This is a genomic window from Rhodococcus sp. ARC_M6, assembly GCF_022810305.1.
Taxonomy (GTDB): domain Bacteria; phylum Actinomycetota; class Actinomycetes; order Mycobacteriales; family Mycobacteriaceae; genus Rhodococcus_F.
Genome location: NZ_JALGQH010000003.1, coordinates 31,056 through 57,281, shown reverse-complemented (window position 1 = coordinate 57,281; position 26,226 = coordinate 31,056). Strand labels below are relative to the sequence as shown.

Sequence of the window (26,226 nt, the reverse complement as noted above, 5' to 3'; positions counted from 1 at the left end):
TATTTGGCAGACTAACGCGTATATGCCTATTAGGTATACGTTTCGTGGAACTAAGTTTGAGTTTCGATCCAGAACGGCGATTCACCAACCTCGAATCCCGGTCAACGAGACGGAAATTCGGGACGAAGGGCCTAGTCAGCACCCTGACTGATCTCGCAATGCCCTCTTATCCACCTTGCCCAACGCGGTCAACGGGAGGCTGTCCACAATGTGAATCCGCTTCGGGGCTTGGACCGACCCTTTGCGTTGCTTGACCAACGCCACCAGTTCGGACTCATCCACGATTACGCCGGGCCGTAGGACTACCGACGCCGTCACAGCCTCACCCCATTTGTCGTCCGGAGTTCCGTACACCGCCGCACTGGAGACGCCGTGGTGGGAAGTCAACGCATCCTCGACTTCCTTGGGATAGACATTGAACCCACCGCTGATGATCATGTCCTTCTTGCGATCAACGATGTACAGGTATCCCCGATCATCGACGCGGGCGATATCGCCGGTGTGCAACCAACCGTCCACGAGCGTCTCTGCCGTCAACTCGTCGTTCTTCCAATAGCCATCCATGGTCGCACCGTCGCGCACACACACTTCTCCGAGTTCACCCGTGGGGACCTCCCGCCCCTCGGTGTCCCGCACCGAAACCGTGAACGGACTGAGCGGAAATCCGCAGGACGAGAGCAGATCCGGATCGCTCGGATCGTGGTCGGACTTCTTCAGTAGTGCAATCGGATAACACTCGGTCTGTCCGTACAGTTGCGAAAATACCGGGCCCACTCGATCCAGCCCCTCGATCAACCGGGACGGTGACATCGGCGATGCACCGTACAAGATCAACTCCAGTGAAGAAAGATCCGCGCCGGCGATCGCAGGGTCGTCGAGCATCGAGTAAATCATTGACGGCACAAGGAGCGTGAAGTTCGATCGCTCACGCTCTATCGCCGCGAAGACACGCTCCGGGGTGAATCCGTTGATCAGATGCACGCTGCCACCACGAATGAAGGTGGACAACACTTTCGACCCACCGACATGACTCAACGGCGCTACCGAAAGGTAACGGGGGTTGTCCGGAATCTCGAAGTCGCTCAATATGCCGGCCGTCGCACGGACAGCAGACGCATGACGACGCATCACGCCTTTCGGTTTGCCAGTAGTTCCGCCGGTGTATGCGATCACTGCGATGTCCGATCGCGAGGCAAGGTCGACTGCCCGCGAACTTCCTACCGAACTCGCCAAATCTTGCAGGTCACAGGCAAAGTCGCACGGGCTGAAACTGAAAACAGCGGTGACATCGTCTACGCACACGGCGGCCAGCTGCCCTGCACGCTCACCATGATGGCGTTCGTCGACCACCAAGCCGTCTACCTCGGCGTCGCGTATCTGGAACATCTGATCGCCGAACGAGCCCATCGGATGCAACCATGACGTCGCGATTCCTGAAGCGTGCGCGGCTGCACCGATGCACCAGGCTTCGGCGCGATTGCCGGCCAATATTGCGAGCGTAGATCCTCGACCTAATCCCCTGCGCTGCAGTATATGTTGATAGCGTCCGATCAGGTCTTCCGCACCGGCATACGAGAGCGTCCCGCCGTCCCAGGAGAATGCCGGCCGTTCCGGATATCGACGTAGCGCTCGAATCGTCAGTGAACCCATCGTCTGTCCGGGACCGAAGATCCCCGCATTTCGATTTCCTCCAGTTATCACTGAAGTTCCTCCAACACAGTCACGTTGGACTGCGTCTCGAGCATCGATCGGGTTCTCGCACGGGCACTGTGGTACTCGTTCCGCGTATCTCGGACGAGGTCCGATACCGGCCCTCGCCGCTTCACACCCGACACCGTATGTCCGGCACTCCAGACATCGATCCATCGCACCGGACCCGCTGCCGGCGCCTTTGCCCCGAACAGTTCGGCCGAATCCTTCACGGAGATCTGCTCGTTCAATTTTCCAGGATCGAGTCCCTGCGCTCGGATGGACGGCTCGAGCATGTTCGTGCGCAACCCGGTGAACGCGTTGGTCAGAAGTACATCGTCCATAGTGCTGGCGACCAACATATCCTTGTACGCCGGGGCACCGGCGCTCTCGTCCGTGGCAATGAACCGAGTGCCCATGTAGGCCGCATCGTATCCCGCCACCTCCGCAGCCCACAATGCGTGCCCGTCCGAGATGCCGCCGGCGAGAATTACTGTGCCATCGAATAATTCGCGAACAGTACGAACAAAGACAAACGGGTTCATCCAACCCGTCTGACCACCGGCCCCCGCAGACAACAACACCAGTCCGTCTGCTCCGGCCGCAACTGCTTTCTCCGCATGACGAAGAGTCCCCACGTCGGCAAGGACCTTGGCACCGATATCGTGAAGCGGACCGATGATCGGCGCGGGAGACCCCACACTCGCAATAACCAATTCCACCCGGTGTCGGAGTAGACACGCAACATCGTCTGCCAGTCGAGGTTGCCTGATGATCAGGTTGGGGCAATACGGGGCGATTGTTCCGCCGCTCTCCTCCTGCTCGCGGTCGAAGATCGTTAGCCAGGCATCGAGTTCCTCCACTGTGCGAGCGTTCGCCGTCGGAAAGGCGCCGACTACTCCCGCGGCACAGGCGGCCGAGACAAGTTCAATCCCGCTCACCCTGAGCATCGGAGCTGCAATGACCGGGATCCGCAGACGGCTGCCGAACATATTCCGAAAGGTTTGCACCGGATCGGACTCTTCAACACCGACTGAACTCTGGCTCACAAAACTGCTCCAATTCTCCTGCAATACAAACGTTCAGGGCAAATATCCAGTACGCATGACCGGGCTGGCGGGCTCCGAATCACGGCCACCTGAGAGTCGCAGGGCACCGAGAAGCGCATTGCGCAATTCGCGCGGGTCAATCACATCGTCATAGGTCACCGAACTTGCCAGACGCCACGGACCTGCGGCCTCGTTCTCGATCAGTGCGCGCTGTGTGCGCTCGTCGGCTTTCGCGGTTCGCCCACCCACGGCGGCCGGAATTCCACCCAACATGCCGCCAGGAAAGGAGAGTGAAATCGTCTGACGGTCAAAAGCATTTTGCCCCATCACGGATCCACCGAAGCCGAACGCTTTCCGCACTGTCACATGCATTTTCGGCACCGTTGACCGATGCTGAGCCGCAAACATTCGAGCACTCGCCCGAAGTATCCCGTCTCGTTCGGACTTACTTCCCGCCAGAACACCCGGGTTATCGGCCAGGAAGATCAACGGCAGATGAAAAGCGCCGGTCATCTCGATGAACCGCGTTGCCTTCTCCGCCGCTGCAACGTCGAGCGCACCAGCTAGTACCAGTGGCTGATTTGCTACGACGGCGACTGCTCGACCACCCATCCTGGCCAGTGCAGTGATCACGGAAGAACCGTGGTGTGGCTGCAGTTCGAAAAGACTGTCCTCGTCCACCATCACTGACAACACATCTCGCATGTCATACGGGATACGAGGATTCGGCGGAACGATGTCGAGAAGAGTTTCGAGTGACCGTGGTGCCGCAATGGGGGCTTCGGCATCCGAGTGTTCCGTGCGACTCCACGCATTCGACGGAAAATACGACAGGTAGCGCCGAGCCATCGCGAGCGCAGAGTCGACGTCTGCGGCCACATTGTCTGCGACACCACTCTGCACGGCGTGCACGTGCGGCCCACCAAGATCTTCCTTGGTCACCTTTTCGCCCAGCGACGCCTCCACCAATGGTGGGCCCGCAGTAAACAGTGCGCCGTGACCTTCGATCATCACCACAAAATCAGACATAGGTGCAGTGAGTGCACCGTGGCCGGCGGACGGACCACAGACTACCGAGACCGTTGGAACAAGTCCTGAAAGTTCCGCCATCGCTTGAAGATCGTTGGGTGCCGGCCGATGCGGGTGCAGTGCATTGGTGGCCCGATGCCCCGCGCCTTCCAACAACATGATCAACGGAATACGCTCCCGCTTGGCAAGTTCCGCGATGCGGGCACGTTTGGTTGCGGCCGCAGTCCCGATCGATCCGCCGGCAACCGTGAAGTCCTCCGAACCGACCAGAACCGGTCGACCGTCGAGAAGACCGGATCCGGCAACAAATCCATCCGACGGTATCGATGTGTCGCCGGCGAGAACGCCGATTTCCTGGAAAGTGCCGTGATCCAACAGCTTTGTTATGCGCTCTCGGGAATCCACCCGGCCGAATCGTCGGTAACGCAGCAGCTTGTCCGGCCCACCCATTGCCCGAGCCGCCAGGCGGCGCTCATCGAGTGCAGCCAACAAGGGAGTCCAGGCGTGACGATTCTCCGAGACGATCGCCGGTTCCGCGTCGACATCGAGTTGTTTGCGTACCACTTTTCCGGTTGCATTGCGCGGTAACGGTTCTGTTGTCAGTCGCCATCGCGACGGAACCTTGTACTTGGCGAGGCGTTCCCGCAGATACCCGAGCAGCTCTACCTCCGTGACGGATCCCGGCTCCTCGACAACAACAATTGCTGCCACTTCTTCGCCGTAGTCCGCTTGGGGAATTCCGATTACCGCGCATTCCTGCACTGCCGGGTGCTCACTGAGAACGTTCTCGACCTCGACCGGGTAGATGTTCTCCCCACCACGCAGAATCAGATCGGAACGACGGCTGCTGACGCGAAGGTGACCGTCTGCCATGAACCCCAGATCTCCGGTGCGCAGCCATCCTTCCGCGTCGAGTGCCGCCGACGTCGCGGATTCGTTGTTCCAGTAGCCCACCATCACGTGCGGCCCGCGCAGGCATATCTCGCCCTCGTAACCGTCCGGGAGCCGATGACCGTTGTCGTCCCGGATCTCGACACTCATCGTGACGACGGGGCGACCCACGGAATCGGGGTAGTCCTCGAGATCGGCTGCTGTCGCCAAGGTGGCTCCTGTGGACGACTCGGTGAGCCCGTACGTCGTCCCCAACGAACGCCCTGCCACCGGTAACAGTTCGCGGACCTTCTCCTTCAGCGCCGTCGACGACGGCGCCGATCCCAGTGACATCGTCTTGAGTGAGGACAGATCGTATCGGGACAGATCACCATGCGAAACAAGGCGATTCGCCATCGTCGGCACAGCTCCCCAGTTGGTGACCTGCTCACGCTCGATCAATCGCAGCACACGTTCGATCTCGAAGCGCCCGCTATAGATGACTGCGGTGTCACCGATCGACAACCGTGGAACGGCGAGATTGTGCAGTGACGCGATGTGGAACAGCGGATTCGACAGGAGAAACCGCCGGTCCGCGGGTGGACTTCCGAGATGCGTTGCCAACGCGTCGTTGAATCGGTGAAAGTCGTTTGCCGTGATGATGTTCCGATGCGAGTGTGTTGCACCCTTCGGTCTCCCGGTTGTGCCGCTGGTATACAAGATGACGGCGGGATCGTCCTCGTCAATAGCGCCGGTCGACAGTTCTGCGGCCACGTGCACCGTGGACAACCGCGGTACGTCGGATTCGACGGACAGCACCGGCACGTTCACATCACCGAGCAGTTCTCGTCGTTTTGCATCGGCGACAAGAAGTTTCGGAGTGGAATGCTTCATGCCGTAATCGATCTCGGGAGCGGACCACATCGCGTTCATTCCGACCACGATTGCCCCGAGTGACGTCGCCGCCCAGAATGTGATGATCCACTGGGCGTTGTTCGCAGACAGAATCGCCACGCGGTCGCCCTTGCCGATCGAGTACGTGCGTCGCAACTCCTCCGCTAGTGACGCCACACGAGAGAAATGATCGGCGAACGTGATCCGCAGTTCGTCACACACCAGATACTCGGCATCGCCGTACCGGACCGATGCGGCCAGAATCTCACGAAGCGTGTGCGCCCGGTTAGTGAACACCGGCATGACATGGCCGCGCACGGATTCGTCAGCCACCTCGAACAACTGCCCCGGGCCTGTTAGTTCTTCCACGGCCAGAGAACGCCGGTGTGCCATGTCCGGTTGAACGACCATCCTTGATCCATTTCTGTGACAACGCAGTTCGGTCGCGCTGGGCGAAAACTCGATGCGGATCGACGCCTACTTGTTCTACTCGAGGCGACTACTCACTACCGCTCATTGTGGATACTACGCAGAAGAGTCGTTCAACATGGGATATTTCGATTAGAAATACTTTTGAGTTCCTGGAGCCCCGTCGACCCCGCTCGACGCACGACAAAACGGCCCGGCAGTGTGTAAAGAACACACCGCCGAACCGCTATTGTCGCGCTGTTATCCCTGGGTCGGCGGCCATACCGGGGCGATGGACCACGGACGTGCCGTTTCGAGTTGCGACGCAACCTGAATCAGCAAATCTTCGCGCCCGAACGCGGCAACCAACTGCACGCCGATAGGAACACCGGCCGAGTCATGACCCATCGGCAAGGAAATCGCCGGCTGACCAGAGCTGTTGAACGGACTGGTCAAGCCGCTGTATCCGGCCGAGTGCTCCCAGATCGACATGGGATTCGCCGTATCGAGTAGACCCAGCGGTGCGGCCGGCCGAGCCATCGTCGGGGTAAGCAACAGATCGTGATCGACAAAGAACGCGCCGATCACCTGGGCCGCCCGCTCGAGTTCCTGCAGTGCTTTGACGACGTTGGTCGCACTCTCGGTCTTCGCGCGGTCGTAGATCATCCGAGCCATCGGCTCGAGGTCGTCGTCGCGGATTGCGCGGTTCACGACCTCGAGTCGTGCGTCAACCTCAATGGTCATGGGAATACCCATCAACACGGAAAGCCCGGCAGTGAGCGCATCGAGCGGAAAGTCCGGGGCACCTTCGGTGACATGGTGACCGAGTTCTTCGAGCAGACCGGCAACGGTCGTGGTGACGGCCGCGCACTCCGGGTCCACCGGGGTGCCATCCGGCAACGCGTTACTCAGAGCGATCCGCAACCGTCCGGGATCCGCGCCCACTTCCTCGACGTACGGCCGCTTCGGCGCCAGGATCACGTACGGATCGCCCACGGTCGGTCCGGCGGAAAGATCGAGGAGCAACGCGGTGTCCCGCACACTTCGGGTGAGCGCGTGATGAACGCCCATCGGCGACGCGAACAAAGTTCGTGCCGGCGCCGTCGGCGTTCGACCGCGACTGGGCTTGAGCCCGACCAAGCCGCAGGCCGATGCCGGAATGCGGATCGATCCGCCGCCATCGCTGCCATGGCCGGCAGGCACGATACCCACCGCAACGGCCGCTGCCGTACCACCCGAGGATCCTCCAGGCGATCGATCAAGTGCATAAGGGTTACGAGTGGGGCCGAACAGCGCCGGTTCGGTGCTTGCGTTCTTACCGAACTCAGGAGTGTTGGTCTTACCGATAATGACGAGCCCGGCGCGACGGTACCTCTCGACGAGCGTGGAATCCTCTTCTGCCACAGCGTCAGCAAACAATCGAGATCCGTTCGTGCTGGGCAGGCCCGCGACGTCCATGCCGAGGTCCTTGATCACGAACGGGATGCCGTGGAGTGGCCCGTCGGGCAGGCCTGCAGCCACTTCGTTGCGCGCTTCGTCACGGCATTCACTGATCACAGCGTTGACCGCAGGATTGCGCTCGTCGAGTCGGCTCAGACTGAACTCCAACACTTCCTTTGCCGATACGTCTCCCTTGCGGATCGCCTCGGCCAGGCCGGTCATGTCGCTGTTGTCGAACAAATCCTGCATCGATGCCCTCATCACTCGTGTACGGCTCGTACGATTGTGAGGTCCGTCATATCAAGCTGTTCAGTCGCAGCGGCCGCCCGATTCCGCTTACCGGGACTTGCCTACAAAATCAGTCCCTGCCGCTTGGCCTCCACAACCGCCGCGTGACGGCTCCGCACGTCGAGCTTGCCCATGAGGTTGCGCATGTACGTCTTCACCGTTTCGACGCTCAAGGAGAGTCGCTCCGCGATTTCCGCATTGCGCAGACCAAGCGCGACATAGCGCATCACTTCGGTTTCACGCGGCGAGAGAACAACCTCGCCCTCCACTCGATTCGGCGATGCCAATGCCCTAAGTTTTGCTTCAATCGCCTGCATCTGCGCGCTGACGCCCTTGTCCTCGAGTCCGGCTGCGATCTCACTCAATGCCAGAAAGCTCTCGGTCAACGCCACGGACACCTCGGCTTCGCGAATCGAAACCTGCTCCACTGCAGCGGCATCAAGCATCGCGACGCGCCGATCCACTTCGTCTCGAATCTCGATCTCACGAGCGAGCGAATACGACGCGCGCATCATCTTGTCTGCGATCACATCCCCGATCGGCAGATTGGCCCGCAAGCCGCCGTAGAGCGCGCCGCGCGTCTTGCCCCGAACGACGATGGGAACCGCCATCAACGACTCAATTCGCTCGGTACCGACCTCGTGGTCGTAGTCGTGCGTGATGTGCGACGAGTTGGCATAGTCCTGCACCGCGCCGGGTCGCTGTTCCGCGATCGCACGCCCACCAAGTCCGCACTCGGCGTTGATCTCGAGGTTTCGCAGGATGTTGGTGCGCGTTCCGACGTAGCCGGTGATGATCAACGAGTTCCCGCTCACGCAGCCGCCGAACAGGACCGGCAACTCGGTTTGCGGATGCAAGCGACGCAGCGCTGCGCGTAATGCGTCGTCGTCGCTCGGCCTCAAAACCCTGTTCACGTGCCCTCCTGGTCGGGGGTTGATGGCACATACCCACTTCAGAGGGTAGCGGCTTCGTCGGCCGCACAATAGCGTGCAACCCGAGCATTTGTTGTCCCGATCACACTTAGAGTGGTGCGTGGGCGACAGCGTCCGACCACGTCACCTTCGGAGGAACCCGTGTCTGCACCGACAGCCAATAACACCCCGCTCAGCCCGCTGCGTTTTCTCGAACGCAGTGCATCGGTGTTCCCCGATCGCACCGCCGTCATCCATGGCGACCGGACGTACACGTACCGCGAATTCGGCGAAGAGGTAGCCACGCTCGCGCGAGTACTGCGTGGGCGCATCCAACCCGGTGATCGCATCGCCTACCTGGCGCCGAACATCCCCGAGATGCTGTTTGCCCACTTCGCCGTCCCTCTGGCCGGCGGCGTACTCATCGCTCTCAATTCGCGTCTGGCGGGCCCCGAACTCGAATACATCCTCGATCACTCGGGCACCACGATCCTGTTTGTCGACTCCGAATTTGTCGGTTCCGTCGCCTCCTCCAAGACAAACGTATCGAGCTTGCGCGAAATCATCGAGATCCCCGATTCGACGGTGCCCGCCCCCGAAGTTCCTGCCGGAATCGTCACCGCACAATACGAAGACCTGTTGGCCGAGGGCGAAGCACTCGGCGATCAGCCGCTGCACTGGGGCGTCGACGACGAACAGCAGTGCATCGCCATCAATTACACCTCCGGTACCACTGGAAAACCCAAGGGCGTCATGTACTCCCACCGCGGGGCATACCTCAACTCCCTCGGCGAGACCTTCCACAACGGCTTCGACGGATCCACGAAGTACCTGTGGACGCTGCCGATGTTCCACTGCAACGGCTGGTGCACACCCTGGGCCGTCACTCAGGCCGCCGGTACCCACATCTGCTTGCGCGCTGTCCGCGCCGACGCCATCTGGGACGCCATCGACAACCTCGGCGTGACACATCTGTGCGGGGCTCCGACGGTCTGCTCCACGATCGCCGGCGCGGAACAGGCCCACAAGGTCAACACCCTGCGCATCACCACCGCGGGCGCTCCCCCGTCGCCGACAGTCATCGGTCAACTCGAAGAAATCGGCATCACCGTCGTCCATGTCTACGGACTCACAGAGGTGTACGGGCCGTACACGATCTGTGAGTACCAAGAGTCCTGGGACGAGAAGTCGCCCGCCGAGCGCGCCGCATTGCTCTCTCGTCAGGGCGTCGGGATGGTGCAGGCCGAGAACGCCCGCGTCGTCGATCCCGATATGAACGACGTCCCCGCCGACGGCGTCGCCATGGGCGAGATCATGCTGCGCGGCAACAATGTGATGCTCGGGTACTACCGCGACGAAGCCGCCACTGCGCAGGCCTTTGCCGGTGGCTGGTTCCACACCGGCGATCTCGGTGTCATGCATCCCGACGGATACATCCAACTCAAGGACCGCGCGAAGGACATCATCATCTCCGGCGGCGAGAACATCTCTACCGTCGAGGTGGAGCAGGCGATCATGAGCCATCCTGCAGTGGTCGACGTCGCCGTGATCGGTGTCCCTGACGAGAAGTGGGGTGAGCGTCCCAAGGCATTTGTGGTTCTGGGCAAGGGTTTGACCGCTACCGCTGAAGAACTTGTCGAGCACACCCGCTCCTTGCTGGCCGGCTACAAGGTGCCTCGCGACATCGTCTTCCCGCTGGAACTTCCTCGCACCCCGACTGGCAAGGTCCTCAAGTTCGAACTCCGGGCCACTGCCACGTAGTTCAGTCCAGCAGCTTCTTACGTGTCCGGCTGTAAGGAATCAGCGGGAAGAAGTGGGCGTAGACGCAGATCGACAGGTTGCCCGTCGGAAGGGAACGGCAAGGACGTGAAGTTGAGCGGGGCGACATAACCTGCGTCGACGTGCCAGTCGAAGCGCAGGAGGACGTGATGCATGATTGCTTTGATCTCGGCACCGGCGAAGTGCATTCCGAGGCATTTGTGTACACCACCGCCGAACGGTTCCCAGGCGTATCGATGCACTTTGTCTTCGCGTCGATGCTCCGCGAAGCGCTCGGGATCGAAACGCTCTGGTTCAGGCCAGTATTGCGACATGTGGTGGGTGAAGTGAGGAGCAACTGCAGCATAGGTCCCCGCCGGCACGAAGTGCCCCTGCACTTCGGTATCGCGTACCGCTCGGCGCGCCATGACCGGTACGGGAGAGACGATTCGGAGACATTCCTTCATAACCAGATCGAGGCTGCCCAGTCCGTCGAGATCTGCATAACTCGGCGTCGAGGTCTCTAATGCGAGGGACTCTGCCCGACACCTGTCCTGCCACTGTGGGTGTTGCCCCAGGTACTGCATCATCGTGGAGATGGTGATCGTAGAGGTGTCGTGCGCGGCCATCAGTAGGAAGATCATATGATTGATCACCTCGTCGTCGCTGAAGCGTTGCCCTGCTTCGGATTCGATGTGACAGAGCACGGAGAACAGGTCGTCGGTTTCACGAGTTCGTCGCGCCGGTAGGTAGCGACGAAAGAAGTCTTCCAGGACTCGGCGTCCGTCGAGTCCTCGCTTCCATCGGGTCCCCGGGACGGGATAGCGGATCACCGAGGTTGCCGCCTGGACGCAATCGACGAAGGCCTCCTTCACCGAGGAAATCTCGCTTTCGGTGGTTCCTTCCGCGCCGCCCATGAAGATGGTGGTGGCGAGATCGAGGGTGAGCGTTTTGACTTCCGTGTATGCACGAAATCCGTCAGTGGGGATCCAGGCGTCAAGTGCCGCGTCGATCGCCGGGTTGAGAACTTCGACCGTCTTCTCGAGTCGCGATCGGGTGAACGCCTGCTGCATGATTCGACGGTGCCGTAGGTGCTCTTCCGAATCGAGAAGCATTAAGCCACCGTGAAAGAAGGGGCCGATCAGGACTGACCAACCATCGCTGTTGACAAAAGCTCGATCCTTGTTCTGCAGCACTTCTTGGCAAGCGTCAGGTCCGAGAACAGCGATCCAACGCCGACCGACCATCGAGAACCACGAGACCTCGCCGTAACGATCCCAATGCTTTTGCATCAAAGCGAGTGGATTGCGGATGTACTCGAGTGCGTGCCCGACGACGGGCAGCCCTGCTCGGCCCGAGATCGGGTGCAACTGTGAGCGTGCGGGTGGGCTGGCCAGGATCTTGGACATGATGAACCTCAACTCCCGTTTCAATCTGACAGTGCATCCTGTCAGATACCTGCAGTCTGCGTCACAGCGATTGCGTCTGTCAATATCGAACTATGACTTCTCCTACGCCGCGTCGGTATGCCGGCCTGAGCGGCGACCAGCGCGCAGCACTGCGTCGCGAAAGCTTGCTCGAGGCTGGACTGGAAGTATTTGCGGTCGCAGGAAATCGCGGCGCCACGATGACCGCCATCTGCGCGCACGCCAAGTTGACGGAGCGATACTTTTACGAAAGCTTCACCAGCAGAGACGAATTACTGCACAAAGTCCTGGACGGAATCGCCGACGAGATCCGTGACGCCGGACTGTCCGCGCTTCGAGCGAGCACCGGAACGCTCGAGCAGCGCGTACAAAATGCCATCGCGTCATTTGTCACCATCCTTACGGACGATCCGCGCAAGGGGCGGGTCGCGATGATCGAATCCGCCGCGTTCGAACCCCTCCGCACTCATCGACGCGCAGCACTGCGGGGCTTTGCCCAGATGGTGGCGGATGAAGCCACACGTATGTACGGAGACCGAGCGTGGCCACCACATCAGGGTGAGATCAACGGACTGCTGTTCGTGGGCGGCTTGGCCGAGCTGGTCACCGCATGGCTGAACGAGGAGATCGCTATTACGCCTGGGGAAATCGTCGAGGCGGCAACATTCCAATTCACGTCCACCGCACATCGTTGAGCGGTCGTTAATCTGCCATGGTCCGTCACACCGGCTGCAGGCGCAATACTTGTCCGTATGAGTGAACGCGCAGACATCCCCGGAACCGACCCGGCACAGTTCCGGGTCCATGTCGCGTCCCAGGCAATTCGACTGTTCTCCGAAAACGGCTACGACGCCACCACCGTCGAACAGATCGCCGCTGCTGCCGGAGTATCGCGTCGCACGTTCTTCCGACAGTTCCGGTCCAAGGAAGACGTGATCTTCGCAGATCACGAGTCGCTACTCCAGCACGTAGCGGAATTCCTGTCAGCCGATTCCACCGATCCGTGGGCGTCGGTGTGCGAAGCAGCCGGATTGGTCTTCGACTTCTTCCAGCAGAACCGTGACCTGTCGATGCGGCGGTACCGCGTCGTCCAGCATGTTCCCGCGCTGCGTGACCGCGAACTGGTCACCGGGTTCCGCTACGAACGACTCTTCGTCGATTACCTACGTAGCTCTGTGCCTCGCGAACCGGTACTCAAAGTCGTCGGCTTTGCCGCCGCTGTCACTGCGTGCCACAACTACCTTTTGCGAAGCATGATCAAAGGCGATTCCGATGCCACCGCCGACGCATTGCGTCAGGCGCTGCTTGATGTGCGTCGTACGTACGGGGTGGTACCAGGATCCAAGGAAATCACCACTATGGAGAAGTCCGTCCTGGTAGTGGCATTTTCTCCGGGAACTTCCGCCGAGGAAATCAGCAGAAAGATCCACGAACAACTCGGCTGAGATGCATCGTACTGACGCCCACTCCTTGACCTGGCACTGAGTGCCGTGTTTGACTGAGTGCATTGGCACTAGTCTGCTGACGAGCCATGCTGGTCTTGTCGGCGCCGCACGACCCCCTTCTAACAAGGAGTGTTCCCATGGCCGGAAACCCGGACTTCAATCTCTTCAAGCTCAACGAAGAGCACGACGAGCTGCGGGCTGCTATCCGCGGACTCTCCGAGAAGGAAATTGCGCCCTACGCCAAGGACGTCGACGAGAACGCACGTTTCCCCGAAGAAGCACTGACCGCGCTCAACGCGTCGGGCTTCAACGCCATTCACGTCCCCGAGGCGTACGACGGCCAGGGCGCAGACTCCGTCGCCACCTGCATCGTCATCGAAGAAGTTGCCCGCGTGTGTGGCTCGTCCTCCCTGATCCCCGCCGTCAACAAGCTCGGCACCATGGGCCTGATCCTCAAGGGTTCCGAAGAGCTCAAGGCCAAGGTTCTCCCGGATCTCGTGAACGGCGGAATGGCGTCGTACGCCCTCTCCGAGCGTGAGGCCGGCTCCGACGCCGCTGCCATGCGTACCCGCGCAAAGGCCGACGGCGACGACTGGATCCTCAACGGCTCCAAGTGCTGGATCACCAACGGCGGCAAGTCAACCTGGTACACCGTCATGGCTGTCACCGACCCCGACAAGGGCGCCAACGGCATCTCCTCCTTCATGGTTCACAAGGACGACGAAGGCTTCGTCGTAGGCCCCAAGGAAAAGAAGCTCGGCATCAAGGGCTCCCCCACCGCTGAGCTGTACTTCGAGAACTGCCGCATCCCCGGCGACCGCATGATCGGCGCACCGGGCACCGGCTTCAAGACGGCACTCGAGACCCTCGATCACACCCGCCCCACCATCGGCGCGCAGGCCGTCGGCCTGGCCCAGGGCGCATTCGACGCCGCACTGGCATACACCAAGGACCGCAAGCAGTTCGGAACGTCCATCAGCGACTTCCAGTCCGTGCAGTTCATGCTCGCCGACATGGCAATGAAGATCGAGGCCGCACGCCTGATGGTCTACACCTCCGCTGCTCGCGCAGAGCGCGGCGAGAAGAACCTCGGCTTCATCTCCGCAGCAGCCAAGTGCTTCGCTTCCGACGTGGCCATGGAGGTCACCACCGACGCAGTTCAGCTGTTCGGCGGCGCCGGCTACACCACCGATTTCCCGGTCGAGCGCATGATGCGCGACGCCAAGATCACGCAGATCTACGAGGGCACCAACCAGATCCAGCGTGTCGTGATGTCGCGCGCACTGCTTAAGTAGGGTCTACGACCCTGTGCGCCTTTTTGGTAGTTACGACTGCCAAAAGGGCGCACGGGGGCTTTGCCCATCAATCGAAGGAGAATTGTGGAACTCGTAGGCGTTATCGGCGGCGGCACCATGGGTGCAGGCATCGCTGAGATTTGCGCAAAAGCCGGCAGCTCGGTGCTGGTGCTCGAAACCAAGGAAGAATTCGCTGCCGCTGCGCGCGAACGAATTTCGAAGTCGATCAACCGCGGCGTCGCCAAAGGCAAGATCACTCAGGAAGATGCAGATGCGGCTGTCGCTCGCGTCCGCGTCACCCTGGACATGGAAGAGTTCGCCGATCGTGATCTGGTGATCGAAGCTGCTCCCGAGATCGAAGCCCTCAAGTACGAGATTTTCGGCAAGCTCGACAAGATCGTCAAGCCGTCCGGCATTCTGGCGACCAACACGTCGTCGATCCCCGTCATCAAGATCGCCAAGGCCACTTCGCGCCCCGGCCAGGTTGTCGGTGTTCACTTCTTCAACCCCGTGCCGGTCATGCCGCTCGTGGAGATCGTGGTCAGCCTGACGACGTCCGAGGAGACCGTCCTCGCTGTCACCGATTACGCCAAGAACACGTTGCGCAAGAAGACAGTTCGCGCGGGTGACCGTTCGGGCTTCATCGTCAATGCACTGCTCATCCCGTACCTGTGCCAGGCCGTCCGGATGCTCGATTCCGGCTACGCCACAGCAGAAGACATCGACGAGGCCATGAAGGGCGGCTGCGGCTACCCGATGGGCCCGCTGACGCTCCTCGACACCGTCGGCCTCGATGTTGCACTCGCAGCATCCGAATCGCTGTACGCAGAATTTGCCGAGCCTCACTACGCTCCCCCGGCATTGCTTCGTCGCATGGTCGACGCCGGCCGCCTCGGCAAGAAGACCGGTCGCGGGTTCTACGACTACGCGTAATCACTTCACCTTTCAGTTTCGGCCCCATACCTTTCGACGGTATGGGGCCGGATTTGTATCCGAGTGAGTGCTGCATCTATTGACATTTTCACGCGGTGCCGCGAAAGTGCATGTTATGACAACAGGCGTTGTCATAACATGCAGAAAGGTCCGCCGACATGACCAGTGACGCCGATACTCGTTCGCAACGCCCAGAGTCACATGAACTCCGAGCCGCTCCGATCGGACCCGGCTCACTGACGTGGAAGCACTTCGGCGACATTCGCGGCCTGCTCTATCTCGGACGCGCGGGATCCCTGCAGAATATGCACCCAGCGGTAAGCGGAGCATTGCAAGACCATTCGAACTTCTTCGAGGATCCACTCGACCGACTGTTCCGATCGCTGCCACCCATCTACGGCGTTATCTACGACCAGCATGATCGGCGCACCGGAACCGTAGTCCGCGATTTCCACAAGGATCTCAAGGGAATCGACGAAACCGGCCAGCGCTACCACGCACTCGCACCCGATATTTTCTGGTGGACACACGTCACGTTCTTCGAGGTGATTCTCGATTTCAACGAAAGGTTCGCGTACAAGAAGTTCACGTCCGCCCAAAAGGACCAAGTTGTCCGCGAGGCCGTAACCTGGTGGCGCTGTTACGGTCTCACCGACCGGCCGGCCTTCGACGACTATGCAAGCTTCCGCACGTACTGGGAAAACATGCTCGACAACCAGTTGATCAACACGTACACCACCCAGTGGTCGAGCCGCATTTCGGAGCATCGCATCGCACCCGCGCCGGGGGTACCGCCGTGGTTGTGGAAGATCATCGGCCGTCCCACGACCGTCGCTGGAAACTGGCTCGCCAAGGCATTGATGCCCGAAAAGGCACGCGAGACACTCGAATGGGAATGGACTGCGCGCGACCAAAGGATCTACACGTGGTTCACCCGCGCCATGACCACGACAGATCGGTTCTGGCACCTCCTACCGCCACGCCTGCGATACGCTCCGCGCGCCTACGCCGGAATGCGCAAGCAGGGCCGGTAAGTCACCTCAGTGCTTGCGGTCCCCATCTGCTGCGGTGAACTCTGCACCGGAAGTCAGTTCGTCCCAACGCTCCTCACTGGTACACACCTTGACGATTTCCCCGCCTTCGGTACGCACCTGCACTAACCAGCACTCGGAGCTCGCCAACTTCGAGTGCCGAAAACCGGTTCGCCCTCCGAGGTGAAATGCACACTCGTATCGGGCGGCAGGTGAAGCGTCGATATAACAACGCCGTCGGGGACCGGTCCGAACCTGCCCCACAGCACCGCCCCGATCGACCACCAGATTTTTGTCTTCGACAAGAGTTCTCCACCACCTGAATCAAGTTATCCGGCAAAGCCGAAAGCGTCACGCGCGGAGATGTTTTGGCCGACCCAGCTCAATGCTCTATGCAGATTGAGCGAATCTCTCCAACAACGTGACGAAAGTCGACACGTCCTCTTGCTTCCACCCCTCGAGCATGTCGGCGATCCCGTCACGCCTGGCCTTGCTCACGTCCCCGAACTTCGCAGCCGCTTCCGGCGTCGGCGAAAACAGCGCCACCCTGCCGTCATGAGGGTCAGGTTCGGAGACCAGATAGCCCTCCTTGACCAGAGCAGCCAACTGTCGACTCACCACACTTCTGGCTAATCCCGTGGCAGCAATAATCGCCGCTGGTGACATTGGAGCCACGTCCGCAATTCGCGCCATAATGACAAACGCAGCGGGCGCCATCCCTGGCGCAACCGCACCCGCACTGGTCAACACAGCCTTCCGAGAACTCCGCACAAGCTTGCTGATTGCCTCTTGAATCGCCCGGATATCCGTCTCAGATTTTGTCGAACTCACCTGATCAGCATAGAGACGCCGCGCGTCCTGAGTCTCACCCCATAAATATAGTTGCATGATGTAACTAAATATGATTGACTATAGTCACATACTTTTTGCCAGCCAAGCAAGGAACCTCATGAAGGTAACGACAGTCGATAACAGTCCGAACACGACAATGTCTCGACGCCAGGTAAACGAAGCCTTCGGCGGAATTCTCATGGGCATGCTCGTCGCCATCTTGTCGACTTCCGTCATCAACACCTCCCTCCCTCGCATCGTCACCGATCTCGATGGCAATCAATCGACGCTCACCTGGGTCGTCACCGGATCGTTGCTCGCGGTCACCGTGAGCACCCCGATTTGGGGCAAGCTCGCCGATCTCTTCAACCGAAAACGTCTTCTGCAAATCTCGCTGGCGATCTTCATGGCCGGCTCACTCACTGCCGGACTCGCGCCAACGCCCATGATGATGATCGCCGCGCGCGTGGCACAGGGAATTGGAACCGGCGGACTCCTTGCCCTCTCCCAGGTCGCGATCGCTGACATCATCAGCCCTCGCGAACGCGGAAAGTACATGGGCGTCCTCGGTGCTGTCGTCGTGGCCGGCACGGCCGGCGGACCACTCCTCGGCGGCTTCGTCACCGATACGTTCGGCTGGCGCTGGAACTTCTATATCGTCATTCCCGTTGCCGTCATCGCGATGATCGTCATCCAACTCAAGCTCATCGTGGCCACACCCAAGGGTGCCGCTCGCATCGACTACATCGGGTCGGTCCTACTCACCGCCGCAATTTCGACGCTTCTCATCTGGCTCTCGCTCGGCGGCAACGAATTCGCGTGGGACTCCACATTGTCGTGGGGACTGGGCGTCGGCACAGCGGTGCTGATCGCAGTGACGTTGATCGTCGAGAGCAAAGTGAAGGACCCTGTCCTCCCCTTACACATGTTCCGGGAAAGAACCTTCACCTTGGCGATCATCGCCAGTCTGTCCGTTGGCATCGTCCTCTACAGCGTCTCCGTCTTCTTCAGCCAGTACATGCAGCTCAGCCGCGGCGCCACCGCCAGCGGCGCCGGCCTGATGACACTCCCGCAGGTCGCCGGCAACCTCATCGCCTCTACCGTCGTCGGCGCCCTCATCAGTCGTACCGGCAAATGGAAGCCTGCACTGATCACCGGAGCGTCGCTACTCGTCGTCGGCACCATCCTGCTCTCGACTCTGCGGGTGGACAGCCCGTATGCCGTAATCTTCCTTGCCACACCGATCATCGGACTCGGCCTCGGCATCATGGCGCAAAACCTTGTCCTGGTCGTACAGAATGCCGCGAGCGTCCTCGAGATCGGCGCGGCCAGCTCTGCCGCCGCATTCTTCCGCAGCCTTGGCGGCGCCCTCGCCGTAGCAGTGCTCGGAGCAGTACTCTCCACACGAGTCGATACCGAGATCGACAACGGCCTTCAAGAATCAGACATAGCAAAATCGGCGAGTGGGCTGACGGACGGAACGCTCCCCGACTTGCATACCTTGCCCGACGAAGTGCGCAACATAGTCGAATCCGCGTACGGACAGGGCATCGGAGAAGTCTTCCTCATCGCCGTTCCGTTCGCCGTGATCGCCCTGATCTGCGTCATCTTCATCCCGAACGCAGCTCTCGGCAACAAATCAGGTATCGAGCAGCTCGCCGACATCGAACTAGACGAGTCCGTAGAAGCTCGCACTGCCGTCAAGGTGTCCTAGCCACTCAGGCAAACATTGCGCGGACGGTATCGTCGTTGCCATGGCCCAACTACCTTCCGACGCGATCAGTGTCCGAGTGGACAGTTGGACCTGGGCTGTCCGCCTGTTCAAGACCCGTTCGCAGGCTGCGGCCGCATGCCGCTCCGGGCACGTCCGCGTGAACGGAACCTCTGCCAAGGCTGCTCAGCAGGTCAAAGCCGGCGACGAGGTTCGGGTGCGGGTGTCCGGCGTCGAACGCATCGTTCTCGTAGTCAAACCGATCACCAAACGCGTCGGCGCGGTCCTGGTTGCCGACTGTTTGAAAGACAATTCGCCGCCGCCCCCACCGCCGGAACTCCTGGCGTCCATACCGACACGCGATCGTGGCGCGGGCCGCCCCACCAAGCGGGAACGGCGAGATCTCGAGAAGCTTCGCGGTCTAGATCTCTGACGTCGGTATATCGGCCAGCACGTACGTCGATTCCAGCAGTAGCGTATCCGTGACACGGATGCCGGTAACGGCTTCACACAGCGCGAAAGTTGCTTCGTCATCAAGGTATTCGTCCGGCTCCGTCTCCGGCGAATCGAGATGGAAGCCACCGATCTCTGACATCAGCGGCAACAACGCGTCCGGTTCCGTGCCTTCGCGGGAGTGCGCGAACAGTGGCTCGAACGATGTTCTCACGTCCCCGTCGACGAACCAGTAAAAATGGGAGACACCGTGTCCGCCAGAATAGTTGCAGACAATCTCTCGTCCGGAGGACAGCGGCTGCATGATCGTCGGATTGATACCAAGCACTCCGTTGGGTTCGAACATCACAACCGAAGATTTGTACTCGAGCAGTCCCACTACGTCGGGCGCTCCCCGGCCGACGTTGTCGAACGCCCGCTCGTCCAGGTCCGAGTATGTGCCGATCAGTGTGCTCGCTGGGGTCGGGAGCGCAGCAAGAACCTGTTCCGCAGTGACGTTCGGGATGATGCTCAGACAGAATGCCTCGAAGAGGTCGGGACGATCTCTGGTCCAAGCGTAGTCACGATATGTGGGAACCGACATATCGGTCGACGCTACAGCGTTGGGGCAGCTGCCGTGATCGTTTGAGATCCAGCCACACAAATTTACGTGCCGTATCGGCGGAAGGTGGCGGGTTGGTTGAGCGTGGATCTGGGGATCGTGAACCTTGCGGTCACCACCGACGACGATCCGGACGAGCTTGATGTGCGGTGGTCCGGCGGCGCCGTCACCGCCCGCCGCAAGAAGAACCAGGTGATGCGGACGGCGTTGCAGAAGGTCGGCACGAAGTCCGCGAAACGGAAGATCAAACATGTGGACGTTACGATTCCCCGGCTCGGCAAGGGATTCGACGGCACCCGAGTTGTTGCCGTCACCGATACACATTTCGGTCCGATCAACCGCACCAAGTGGTCTGAAGGCGTCGCTGCCGCCGTGAACGAACTGCGCCCCGACATCGTCGCCCACGTCGGTGATATCGCCAACGGTACCGTCGAGCAACGACGCGGACAGGCGGCCCCACTTGCCACCATCCGAGCCGAACTCGCCAGCGTCTACGTGACCGGAAACCACGAATACCCCCGCGAGGCTCAAGGCTGGCTCGACTACATGGACTCCATTGGCTGGGAACCGCTGCACAACAGGCACATTGCCGTCGAACGTGGCGGTGACAGCTTGATTATCGCGGGCGTCGACGACGCCACCGCCGAGTCGTCAAAGATGGCCGGTCACGGCGCAAACTTCGAAATGGCTCTTGCCGGAACCGATCCCGACCTGCCGGTATTGATGTTGGCGCACCAACCCAAGCAGGTTTTCCAGTCCGAAGCCGCGGGCGTCGACCTACAGATCGCAGGTCACACACACGGCGGGCAGATCTGGCCGTTCAACTTCCTGGTCCGCCTCGATCAGCCTAACGTCCACGGACTCAGTCACCACGGCGAACGCACCCAGTTGTACACAAGCCGCGGTTCAGGGTTCTGGGGTCCGCCGATACGCATCTTCGCGCCCAGCGAAATCACTGTGCTGACACTGCGTTCCGCTTAGCCAGTTCACGTCGCTCCAATTCGCGACGCAATTCTTCGGTACCCACATGCTCGAGAGAGTCGTGATCAGACCGCTGTGCCAGGAGTTGAACCTGCGCGGCAAGATCCGCGACCTGTTTACGTGTAGCACTCTGTGCTGCGTCGTCTTGCTCGGCTATCTGCTCGAGCAACCACGATGCCAGGGTGGCAGTCACGATACCCAACAAGGCAATTCCACTGATCATCAGAGTTGCCGCTATCACCCGTCCCGTCGCGGTGACCGGTGAAATATCGCCGTATCCAACGGTTGTCACGGTCACGATCGCCCACCACAGCGCCTGACCGTAGGTTCTGATCTCGGAACCGTCGGCATGGCGCTCGGCGTCCAACATGGCAAGTGCCGCAACACTGATCAGCAGTGCTGTGCCCGAAATTGCATAGAACACAACCCGCCCGCGAAGTGTCGCGCCGCTGGATCGGTGCATCACGGTGAGGAGCGTAACCAGCCTGAGCAATCGCAACGGCCGGAACATCGGAAGCACCACCATCGCCAAATCCAGAAGGTGCCGCGCAAACCAGTTCCAGCGGTCCGTCGCCAGTGACAAGCGGACGAGATAATCGACGGTAAACACTACCCACGCCGCGATGAGCGACCACCGGACAAGGGAACCCAGCAAACCGGACGGCTGGGCCAGCACCTGAAATGCATACGCGAACAGATAGAACAGTGCCGTCGCGATCAGTGGCATGTCGGTGGCGCCCTGCCATCGTTCGCTGGTCCACGCGCGCTGACCAAGTGCGCGCTCAGCCGACTTCGAGTTATCGATCACCATCGCAGAAGTTTCGCATCTGCATTCTCGTCCTGATGGTCCGGCATTCAGTTGGATAGTGGACTCGATACGTTCGGTCCTCGTTCACCTTGCAGACTCGATCAACTACCCGCCCTCAAGGACCAGGTTGCTGCTCACCGATGCCAGAGAAGTGGGCTGCTATAGGCACGGTTGACAGGGCGGACCAATATTTTTCACGCCCGGCGCAGCAATGTTGCGGGCAGCATTATGGTCCGCATGCCAGGTCCACCCACACTCGCTGCACTCGAACCCTGCGTGACTGCGACGATTCTTCGCATCACAAAAACCACACCGAGAGAACGTCGGGTGTCCAATCACGGCAACGGAAAAGGGGACTAATACGGACCGGTCCGTGGCTAAAAGGCCAATATTCGTACTATAGGTATATTTAGGGCAATAGTAACAAAATGCTTGCTTGTAGTTACATAGGGCGATAATCTGTAACTGCCAGCCGGATAGGAACAGCGAACCGAATGTCTACCGCAGTCGAATCCGTCAAGGATTCGGCGTGGCAGGTTCGCTGAACTCGAAGGTTGTGAGTGGTTGAGAAAACTCGATCACGGGTGCCGGACGGGCAACGGTGTTCCAGGCACAGCTTCCCACTAACCTGCGGAGAACATACTGTGAACGACAACACCTCGATCTACGGCTTGTTTGCTATCCATGCTTCAAATAAATTGCGCAACAACGATATCCAACCCTCAACCGATAAGGGATTAGTCGAGCGGCTGAGCGGCCTGTTTCGAGAAGCGACTACTTCGGGAGAACTGGTGACTCCTCGACGCCTTGCGGAAGTTCTGTCCGATCCCCAGCGCGAGACCGTGAAACCTGAGATCAGTGCGCCAACGAGTGTGGCAGGAGTCGGCTTTTCGAGCCCTCAGCCTGTATCGCTAGTACAGGCAGCCGAGGGTCTCTCCGACGAATCGCTGGATCTGCTGTATCAAGCTTTCGAGCATCTGTTGCGGTCCGAAATCTCCGAGGAGTCCGACCAACTGGTGGCAGCAAGGGTTTCGAGTTAGCGCCCGAAGACTCGATCCTTGCAAGCAAGAAAGTTCTGGCAGGTCTGGGTGGGGCTGCCGTTCCCGTTAGTGACCAATACATATTTGCCGGTCGAAGCCTCGCCCACTCAGCTTCGGCCACGCACGGCCACGCACGGCCAACCCCACGTCCCCCGGAAGGGCCCCAGATGATTACCTTCGTCGACCCGAAGCGTATCGACCGCCAACTCTCCCAACTCAGCATTCAACGCTGGGAGCTCGTCGACCAAATTGCGTTCACCTACAACATGATTCACAACGCAATCGAGGACCGGATGATTTCGTCCACTCGTTGGGCCCTGTCGGATTCGGCTGCTGAGGCAGCCCTCATCTCGCAGCTTATCGACACGGCGTCCAGCCCCCGTGTGTCGGAGTGCTCCGAGATTCTCCGTCATCTCCTGCAACTCAGGGCCGACCTCTTCGACCTCGACGAAACGTTCTCGCGAATCGAAGGCCCCTACTACGAGCATCCATGGCCACGCACCTTCGTCGATCGGACCGGCACCATTCACGCGGCCGCATCGTGCGATGGACTGCCTCTCGACGCTCGCCTCGGTTGGTTGCCCGAGGTATCCGGCGAAACCGACATGAAAGCGGCTGGTGGGCGCAGTTCGATGTTGTGCACCCATTGCCTTCCGCAGTTTCCGTAAGGCCGCTGTATGCAACTGCCGGGCTACCGGTGCGCTCTGCTGGCAGTGTCAACAGTCCTCCGCACCTTCGGAGATCCGCGTGCGTCGTCAACTACACGTTGGCTAGCAGCACTACTCCCGGCAGGGGCGCTACTGAGCTCACACCGGTACAGCAGTCAGAATCTTCAATGCCGCCGGAACTGCTTCGATCGTGACGGGCAGGGGGCCCACCCGATCACCGTCGGCGTAAGCGATGATGCCTTCGGAGATAAGCCGAATCTTTTTCGATCGGTAGGTCTGCACGGCGTCGAGGTCAATGTGAGTTCCCTTGTATACCTTGGGAAACAGCCGCATCAGACGCAATCTGGAGGTGTGCGAAACTACCGTGACATCAAGTAGACCGTCGGACTTGGATGCGTCAGGGGTAATGAGCATGCCACCGCCGTAGGAGCGCCCGTTGCCGACCGCGACGAGAGTCGCGTCGACGGTGACAACCTCGTCGTCGAGTTCGATTCGGTACTTCAGCGGACGCAACCTGGCCAGTTCCGCCACCATGGCCAAGTTGTACCGCATCGGCCCCTTGGGCCAGGACATCTGGTTGGCCCGTTCGGTGACAATCGAGTCGAAGCCGCTGGCGATGATCGTTCCCGACCACACGATGCTTCCATCGCTCAAGGTGATCTTCGCGAGATCCGACTGCTGAACGATTCCATCGGCGATGACGTCGGCCGCCGCCTCCGGATTGCCTGTGGGAATACCGAATTCACGGGCATGGTCGTTGCCCGTGCCGGCCGGAATGAGTCCGATCGGGGTGTCGGTCAATGCGGCCGCCTGCAATCCGATGCTGATGGCACCGTCACCGCCGACCACGACCAGGGCGTCGGTACCCTCCGCGATCGCTCGCTTCGCGAGTTTCTTGGCGTCGTCGGCATCGGTGCCGATGATCTCGGTGACGGCAATTCCGCGAGAACGCAGTTGCGCAACACCTTTACGACCGGCTTCGGGCGCGTGCCCATGTCCCGCCATCGGATTGATGAGGACGGTAACCTTCTCGATCTGACAGCGGCTTTCGGTCATGGAATGAGCTTCCCAGGGTTGAGGATTCCAGCAGGGTCAACTGCATTCTTTACTGCACGAAGAATATTCGCGCCCAATTCGCCGATTTCGTCTTTCATCCACGGACGATGGTCCGCGCCGACGGCATGGTGGTGGGTAATCGTGCCACCGGCCGCGATGATGGCGTCACCGGCAGCGGTCTTCGCCTTCTTCCACTGTTCGAGGGGATCGGCGGTCTGTGCGCAGACAACGGTGAAGTACAGCGACGCACCAGTCTTGTAGGTGTGCGAAATATGGCACATCACGAGCGGTTGAGTTCCCTGCTCGACCAATGCCGTTGTCAGGGCCGCGGTAACTGCCGAGCGCAGATTGGTGAGGTTGCCCCAGGTCGCCGCAGTTTCAAGAGTTTCACACAGCGCGCCGGCATCGAGTAGTGCATCGCGCAGATACGGCGCATTGAATCGTCCGTGTTCCCAACTGTTTCCGGGCTCCTCACCGAGAGAGGTGCCTCCCTGCGCCGTCAGGATTGCGCGGGCCTCTGCCATACGCTCAGCCGTGTGCGACGCCGTACCTTCGTAGGTGGTGATACCGAGACATCCACCGGTGAAAGCGTTTTCACCGATTTTGTCGGTGGTCGCCAGGTTGACGCCACTCTCGGCTTCGTCGGACAACCTCAATACCGTCGGCGCTGAACCTTCCTGGACCAACTCACGCAATGCCGCGGCGCCGGTAGCGAAGTCGGGGAAACTCCAACCTTCACGAACTGTGGTCTCGGGCAACGCGTGAACTCGAACGCGCACGTGCGTGATGACCCCGAATGTTCCCTCGGAACCGACAAACAATTCGCCGAGATCAGGGCCGGCAGCTGATGCCGGTGCCCGGCCTGTTTCGAGCACACCACTCGGCGTGACGACCGTGAGGCCCTGAACCATGTCCTCGAATCGTCCGTACCCGGCCGAGGCCTGTCCGGAAGAACGCGTCGCGGCAAATCCGCCGAGTGTCGCGAAGAGGAAACTCTGGGGGAAATGCCCCACCGAGAATCCGTGTTCACGGAGCAATTCCTCAGCGCGGGGTCCGGTTGTGCCGCCGCCGAACGTCGCGATGCCGGATTCTTCGTCCAGATCGGTCAGGTCATCGAACCGGCGCAGATCCAGCGAAAGCACCGCGTCGAATCCGTCGCGGATGGGATCGAGCCCACCGACAACGCTGGTGCCACCGCCGAAGGGAACAACGGCGATGGCGTTTGCCGAGCAGTACCGCAGAATCTGCTCGACCTCGGCATCGGTCCCTGGGGTGACCACCGCGTCGGGAGCCTCTTGCGGCCCCTTACTGCGTCGGCGGAGCAGATCTGGAGTGCTCTTGCCGCCCGCTCGCAAGATCCGCGAAACGTCGTCGACCCTGACGAACTCCGCACCGACAATCGCTACCAGTGCATCGACATGCCCTTTCGCGAGCGCTGACGGCACCACCAGGACGTCGCCGAGGCCCTTCCGTGGTTCCGTCGGTGCTGAGACACCTAGGAATTGCGTCAGGAGAGACTGAACAGCCTCCGACAGTGGGCGTTTCTTGGACGAGTCGCCCCAGGCGTCCCACTGCATCGGCGGCTGAAGCGAAGATTTTTCAGTGCTCAT

General features: G+C 60.4%; 22 protein-coding genes and 2 pseudogenes. 11 read left to right on the top strand and 13 right to left on the bottom strand.

What is annotated here, in order from left to right:
• Positions 1–135 precede the first annotated feature (135 nt).
• The 6 genes and pseudogenes from MTX36_RS05365 to MTX36_RS05340 form a co-directional block, all read right to left on the bottom strand.
• The gene (locus MTX36_RS05365; RefSeq protein WP_243618696.1) at positions 136–1,650 is read right to left on the bottom strand and encodes an AMP-binding protein; all 1,515 of its coding nucleotides are present in this window, start codon (positions 1,648–1,650) and stop codon (positions 136–138) included.
• A 47-nt stretch (positions 1,651–1,697) separates the two neighbouring features.
• Positions 1,698–2,738: a nitronate monooxygenase family protein gene (locus MTX36_RS05360; protein ID WP_243618695.1), complete on the bottom strand. Its 1,041-nt coding sequence runs from the start codon at positions 2,736–2,738 to the stop codon at positions 1,698–1,700.
• 33 nt (positions 2,739–2,771) lie between these two features.
• Entirely contained in the window at positions 2,772–4,292 is a 1,521-nt protein-coding gene (locus tag MTX36_RS30505) for an acyl-CoA carboxylase subunit beta (RefSeq protein WP_374230437.1), read from the bottom strand.
• Between the two features lie 51 nt (positions 4,293–4,343).
• Positions 4,344–5,834 (bottom strand): annotated as a pseudogene (locus MTX36_RS30500) (class I adenylate-forming enzyme family protein); the annotation flags it as partial.
• A 366-nt stretch (positions 5,835–6,200) separates the two neighbouring features.
• Positions 6,201–7,628, bottom strand: coding sequence for an amidase (locus tag MTX36_RS05345; RefSeq protein ID WP_243618694.1), 1,428 nt, complete (start codon positions 7,626–7,628; stop codon positions 6,201–6,203).
• Between the two features lie 101 nt (positions 7,629–7,729).
• Positions 7,730–8,581 (bottom strand): LuxR C-terminal-related transcriptional regulator, encoded by an 852-nt coding sequence (locus tag MTX36_RS05340; RefSeq protein ID WP_243618693.1) that lies wholly within the window; start codon positions 8,579–8,581, stop codon positions 7,730–7,732.
• Between the two features lie 159 nt (positions 8,582–8,740).
• Between MTX36_RS05340 and MTX36_RS05335 the strand changes: the two genes are divergently transcribed.
• Positions 8,741–10,339 carry an acyl--CoA ligase family protein gene (locus MTX36_RS05335; protein WP_243618692.1) on the top strand — a complete coding sequence of 533 codons (1,599 nt, stop codon included), beginning with the start codon at positions 8,741–8,743 and terminating at the stop codon, positions 10,337–10,339.
• Between the two features lie 17 nt (positions 10,340–10,356).
• Here MTX36_RS05335 and MTX36_RS05330 read toward each other — a convergent pair whose 3' ends face one another.
• Entirely contained in the window at positions 10,357–11,745 is a 1,389-nt protein-coding gene (locus MTX36_RS05330; protein WP_243618691.1) for a cytochrome P450, read from the bottom strand.
• Between the two features lie 92 nt (positions 11,746–11,837).
• Here MTX36_RS05330 and MTX36_RS05325 point away from each other — a divergent pair, with 92 nt between their 5' ends.
• From MTX36_RS05325 to MTX36_RS05305, 5 genes are all read left to right on the top strand, one after another.
• The gene (locus MTX36_RS05325; RefSeq protein WP_243618690.1) at positions 11,838–12,458 is read left to right on the top strand and encodes a TetR/AcrR family transcriptional regulator; all 621 of its coding nucleotides are present in this window, start codon (positions 11,838–11,840) and stop codon (positions 12,456–12,458) included.
• A 57-nt stretch (positions 12,459–12,515) separates the two neighbouring features.
• Positions 12,516–13,208 (top strand): TetR family transcriptional regulator, encoded by a 693-nt coding sequence (locus tag MTX36_RS05320; RefSeq protein WP_243618689.1) that lies wholly within the window; start codon positions 12,516–12,518, stop codon positions 13,206–13,208.
• Positions 13,209–13,345: 137 nt separating this feature from the next.
• A complete protein-coding gene (locus MTX36_RS05315; RefSeq protein ID WP_243618688.1) occupies positions 13,346–14,503 on the top strand; it encodes an acyl-CoA dehydrogenase in 1,158 nt (385 codons plus the stop codon).
• An 84-nt stretch (positions 14,504–14,587) separates the two neighbouring features.
• Entirely contained in the window at positions 14,588–15,436 is an 849-nt protein-coding gene (locus tag MTX36_RS05310; protein WP_243618687.1) for a 3-hydroxybutyryl-CoA dehydrogenase, read from the top strand.
• 158 nt (positions 15,437–15,594) lie between these two features.
• Complete coding sequence (locus MTX36_RS05305; protein ID WP_243618686.1) at positions 15,595–16,470, top strand: oxygenase MpaB family protein; 876 nt, start codon at positions 15,595–15,597, stop codon at positions 16,468–16,470.
• 387 nt (positions 16,471–16,857) lie between these two features.
• Here MTX36_RS05305 and MTX36_RS05300 read toward each other — a convergent pair whose 3' ends face one another.
• Complete coding sequence (locus MTX36_RS05300) at positions 16,858–17,298, bottom strand: MarR family winged helix-turn-helix transcriptional regulator (RefSeq protein WP_243618685.1); 441 nt, start codon at positions 17,296–17,298, stop codon at positions 16,858–16,860.
• 118 nt (positions 17,299–17,416) lie between these two features.
• Here MTX36_RS05300 and MTX36_RS05295 point away from each other — a divergent pair, with 118 nt between their 5' ends.
• On the top strand, positions 17,417–19,012 hold the full coding sequence (locus MTX36_RS05295; RefSeq protein WP_243618684.1) for an MFS transporter: 1,596 nt from the start codon (positions 17,417–17,419) through the stop codon (positions 19,010–19,012).
• Positions 19,013–19,052: 40 nt separating this feature from the next.
• Positions 19,053–19,442: an RNA-binding S4 domain-containing protein gene (locus MTX36_RS05290; protein WP_243618683.1), complete on the top strand. Its 390-nt coding sequence runs from the start codon at positions 19,053–19,055 to the stop codon at positions 19,440–19,442.
• On the opposite strand, the gene MTX36_RS05285 is transcribed toward MTX36_RS05290, so the two are convergent.
• Positions 19,431–20,045 (bottom strand): DUF6461 domain-containing protein, encoded by a 615-nt coding sequence (locus MTX36_RS05285; RefSeq protein WP_243618682.1) that lies wholly within the window; start codon positions 20,043–20,045, stop codon positions 19,431–19,433. The two genes, MTX36_RS05290 and MTX36_RS05285, sit on opposite strands and share 12 nt — an antisense overlap.
• A 258-nt stretch (positions 20,046–20,303) precedes the next feature.
• Here MTX36_RS05285 and MTX36_RS05280 point away from each other — a divergent pair.
• A pseudogene (locus MTX36_RS05280) lies at positions 20,304–21,044 on the top strand (metallophosphoesterase); the annotation flags it as partial.
• Here MTX36_RS05280 and MTX36_RS05275 read toward each other — a convergent pair.
• Positions 21,016–21,855: a potassium channel family protein gene (locus MTX36_RS05275; protein ID WP_243618681.1), complete on the bottom strand. Its 840-nt coding sequence runs from the start codon at positions 21,853–21,855 to the stop codon at positions 21,016–21,018. The pseudogene MTX36_RS05280 and the gene MTX36_RS05275 sit on opposite strands and share 29 nt — an antisense overlap.
• Positions 21,856–22,011: 156 nt before the next feature.
• Positions 22,012–22,191 carry a zinc ribbon domain-containing protein gene (locus MTX36_RS05270; RefSeq protein ID WP_308198192.1) on the bottom strand — a complete coding sequence of 60 codons (180 nt, stop codon included), beginning with the start codon at positions 22,189–22,191 and terminating at the stop codon, positions 22,012–22,014.
• A 305-nt stretch (positions 22,192–22,496) separates the two neighbouring features.
• On the opposite strand from MTX36_RS05270, the gene MTX36_RS05265 reads away from it, so the two are divergent.
• The gene (locus MTX36_RS05265; protein WP_243618680.1) at positions 22,497–22,892 is read left to right on the top strand and encodes a hypothetical protein; all 396 of its coding nucleotides are present in this window, start codon (positions 22,497–22,499) and stop codon (positions 22,890–22,892) included.
• A gap of 167 nt (positions 22,893–23,059) precedes the next feature.
• Positions 23,060–23,560 carry a hypothetical protein gene (locus MTX36_RS05260; RefSeq protein ID WP_243618679.1) on the top strand — a complete coding sequence of 167 codons (501 nt, stop codon included), beginning with the start codon at positions 23,060–23,062 and terminating at the stop codon, positions 23,558–23,560.
• A gap of 138 nt (positions 23,561–23,698) precedes the next feature.
• Here the strand turns inward: MTX36_RS05260 and MTX36_RS05255 are convergent, their stop codons facing one another.
• Together MTX36_RS05255 and MTX36_RS05250 are read right to left on the bottom strand one after the other, a co-directional pair.
• The gene (locus MTX36_RS05255) at positions 23,699–24,616 is read right to left on the bottom strand and encodes a diacylglycerol kinase (protein WP_243618678.1); all 918 of its coding nucleotides are present in this window, start codon (positions 24,614–24,616) and stop codon (positions 23,699–23,701) included.
• The gene (locus tag MTX36_RS05250; RefSeq protein ID WP_374230429.1) at positions 24,613–26,226 is read right to left on the bottom strand and encodes an FAD-binding oxidoreductase; all 1,614 of its coding nucleotides are present in this window, start codon (positions 26,224–26,226) and stop codon (positions 24,613–24,615) included. The genes MTX36_RS05255 and MTX36_RS05250 overlap by 4 nt, the downstream gene beginning before the upstream one ends.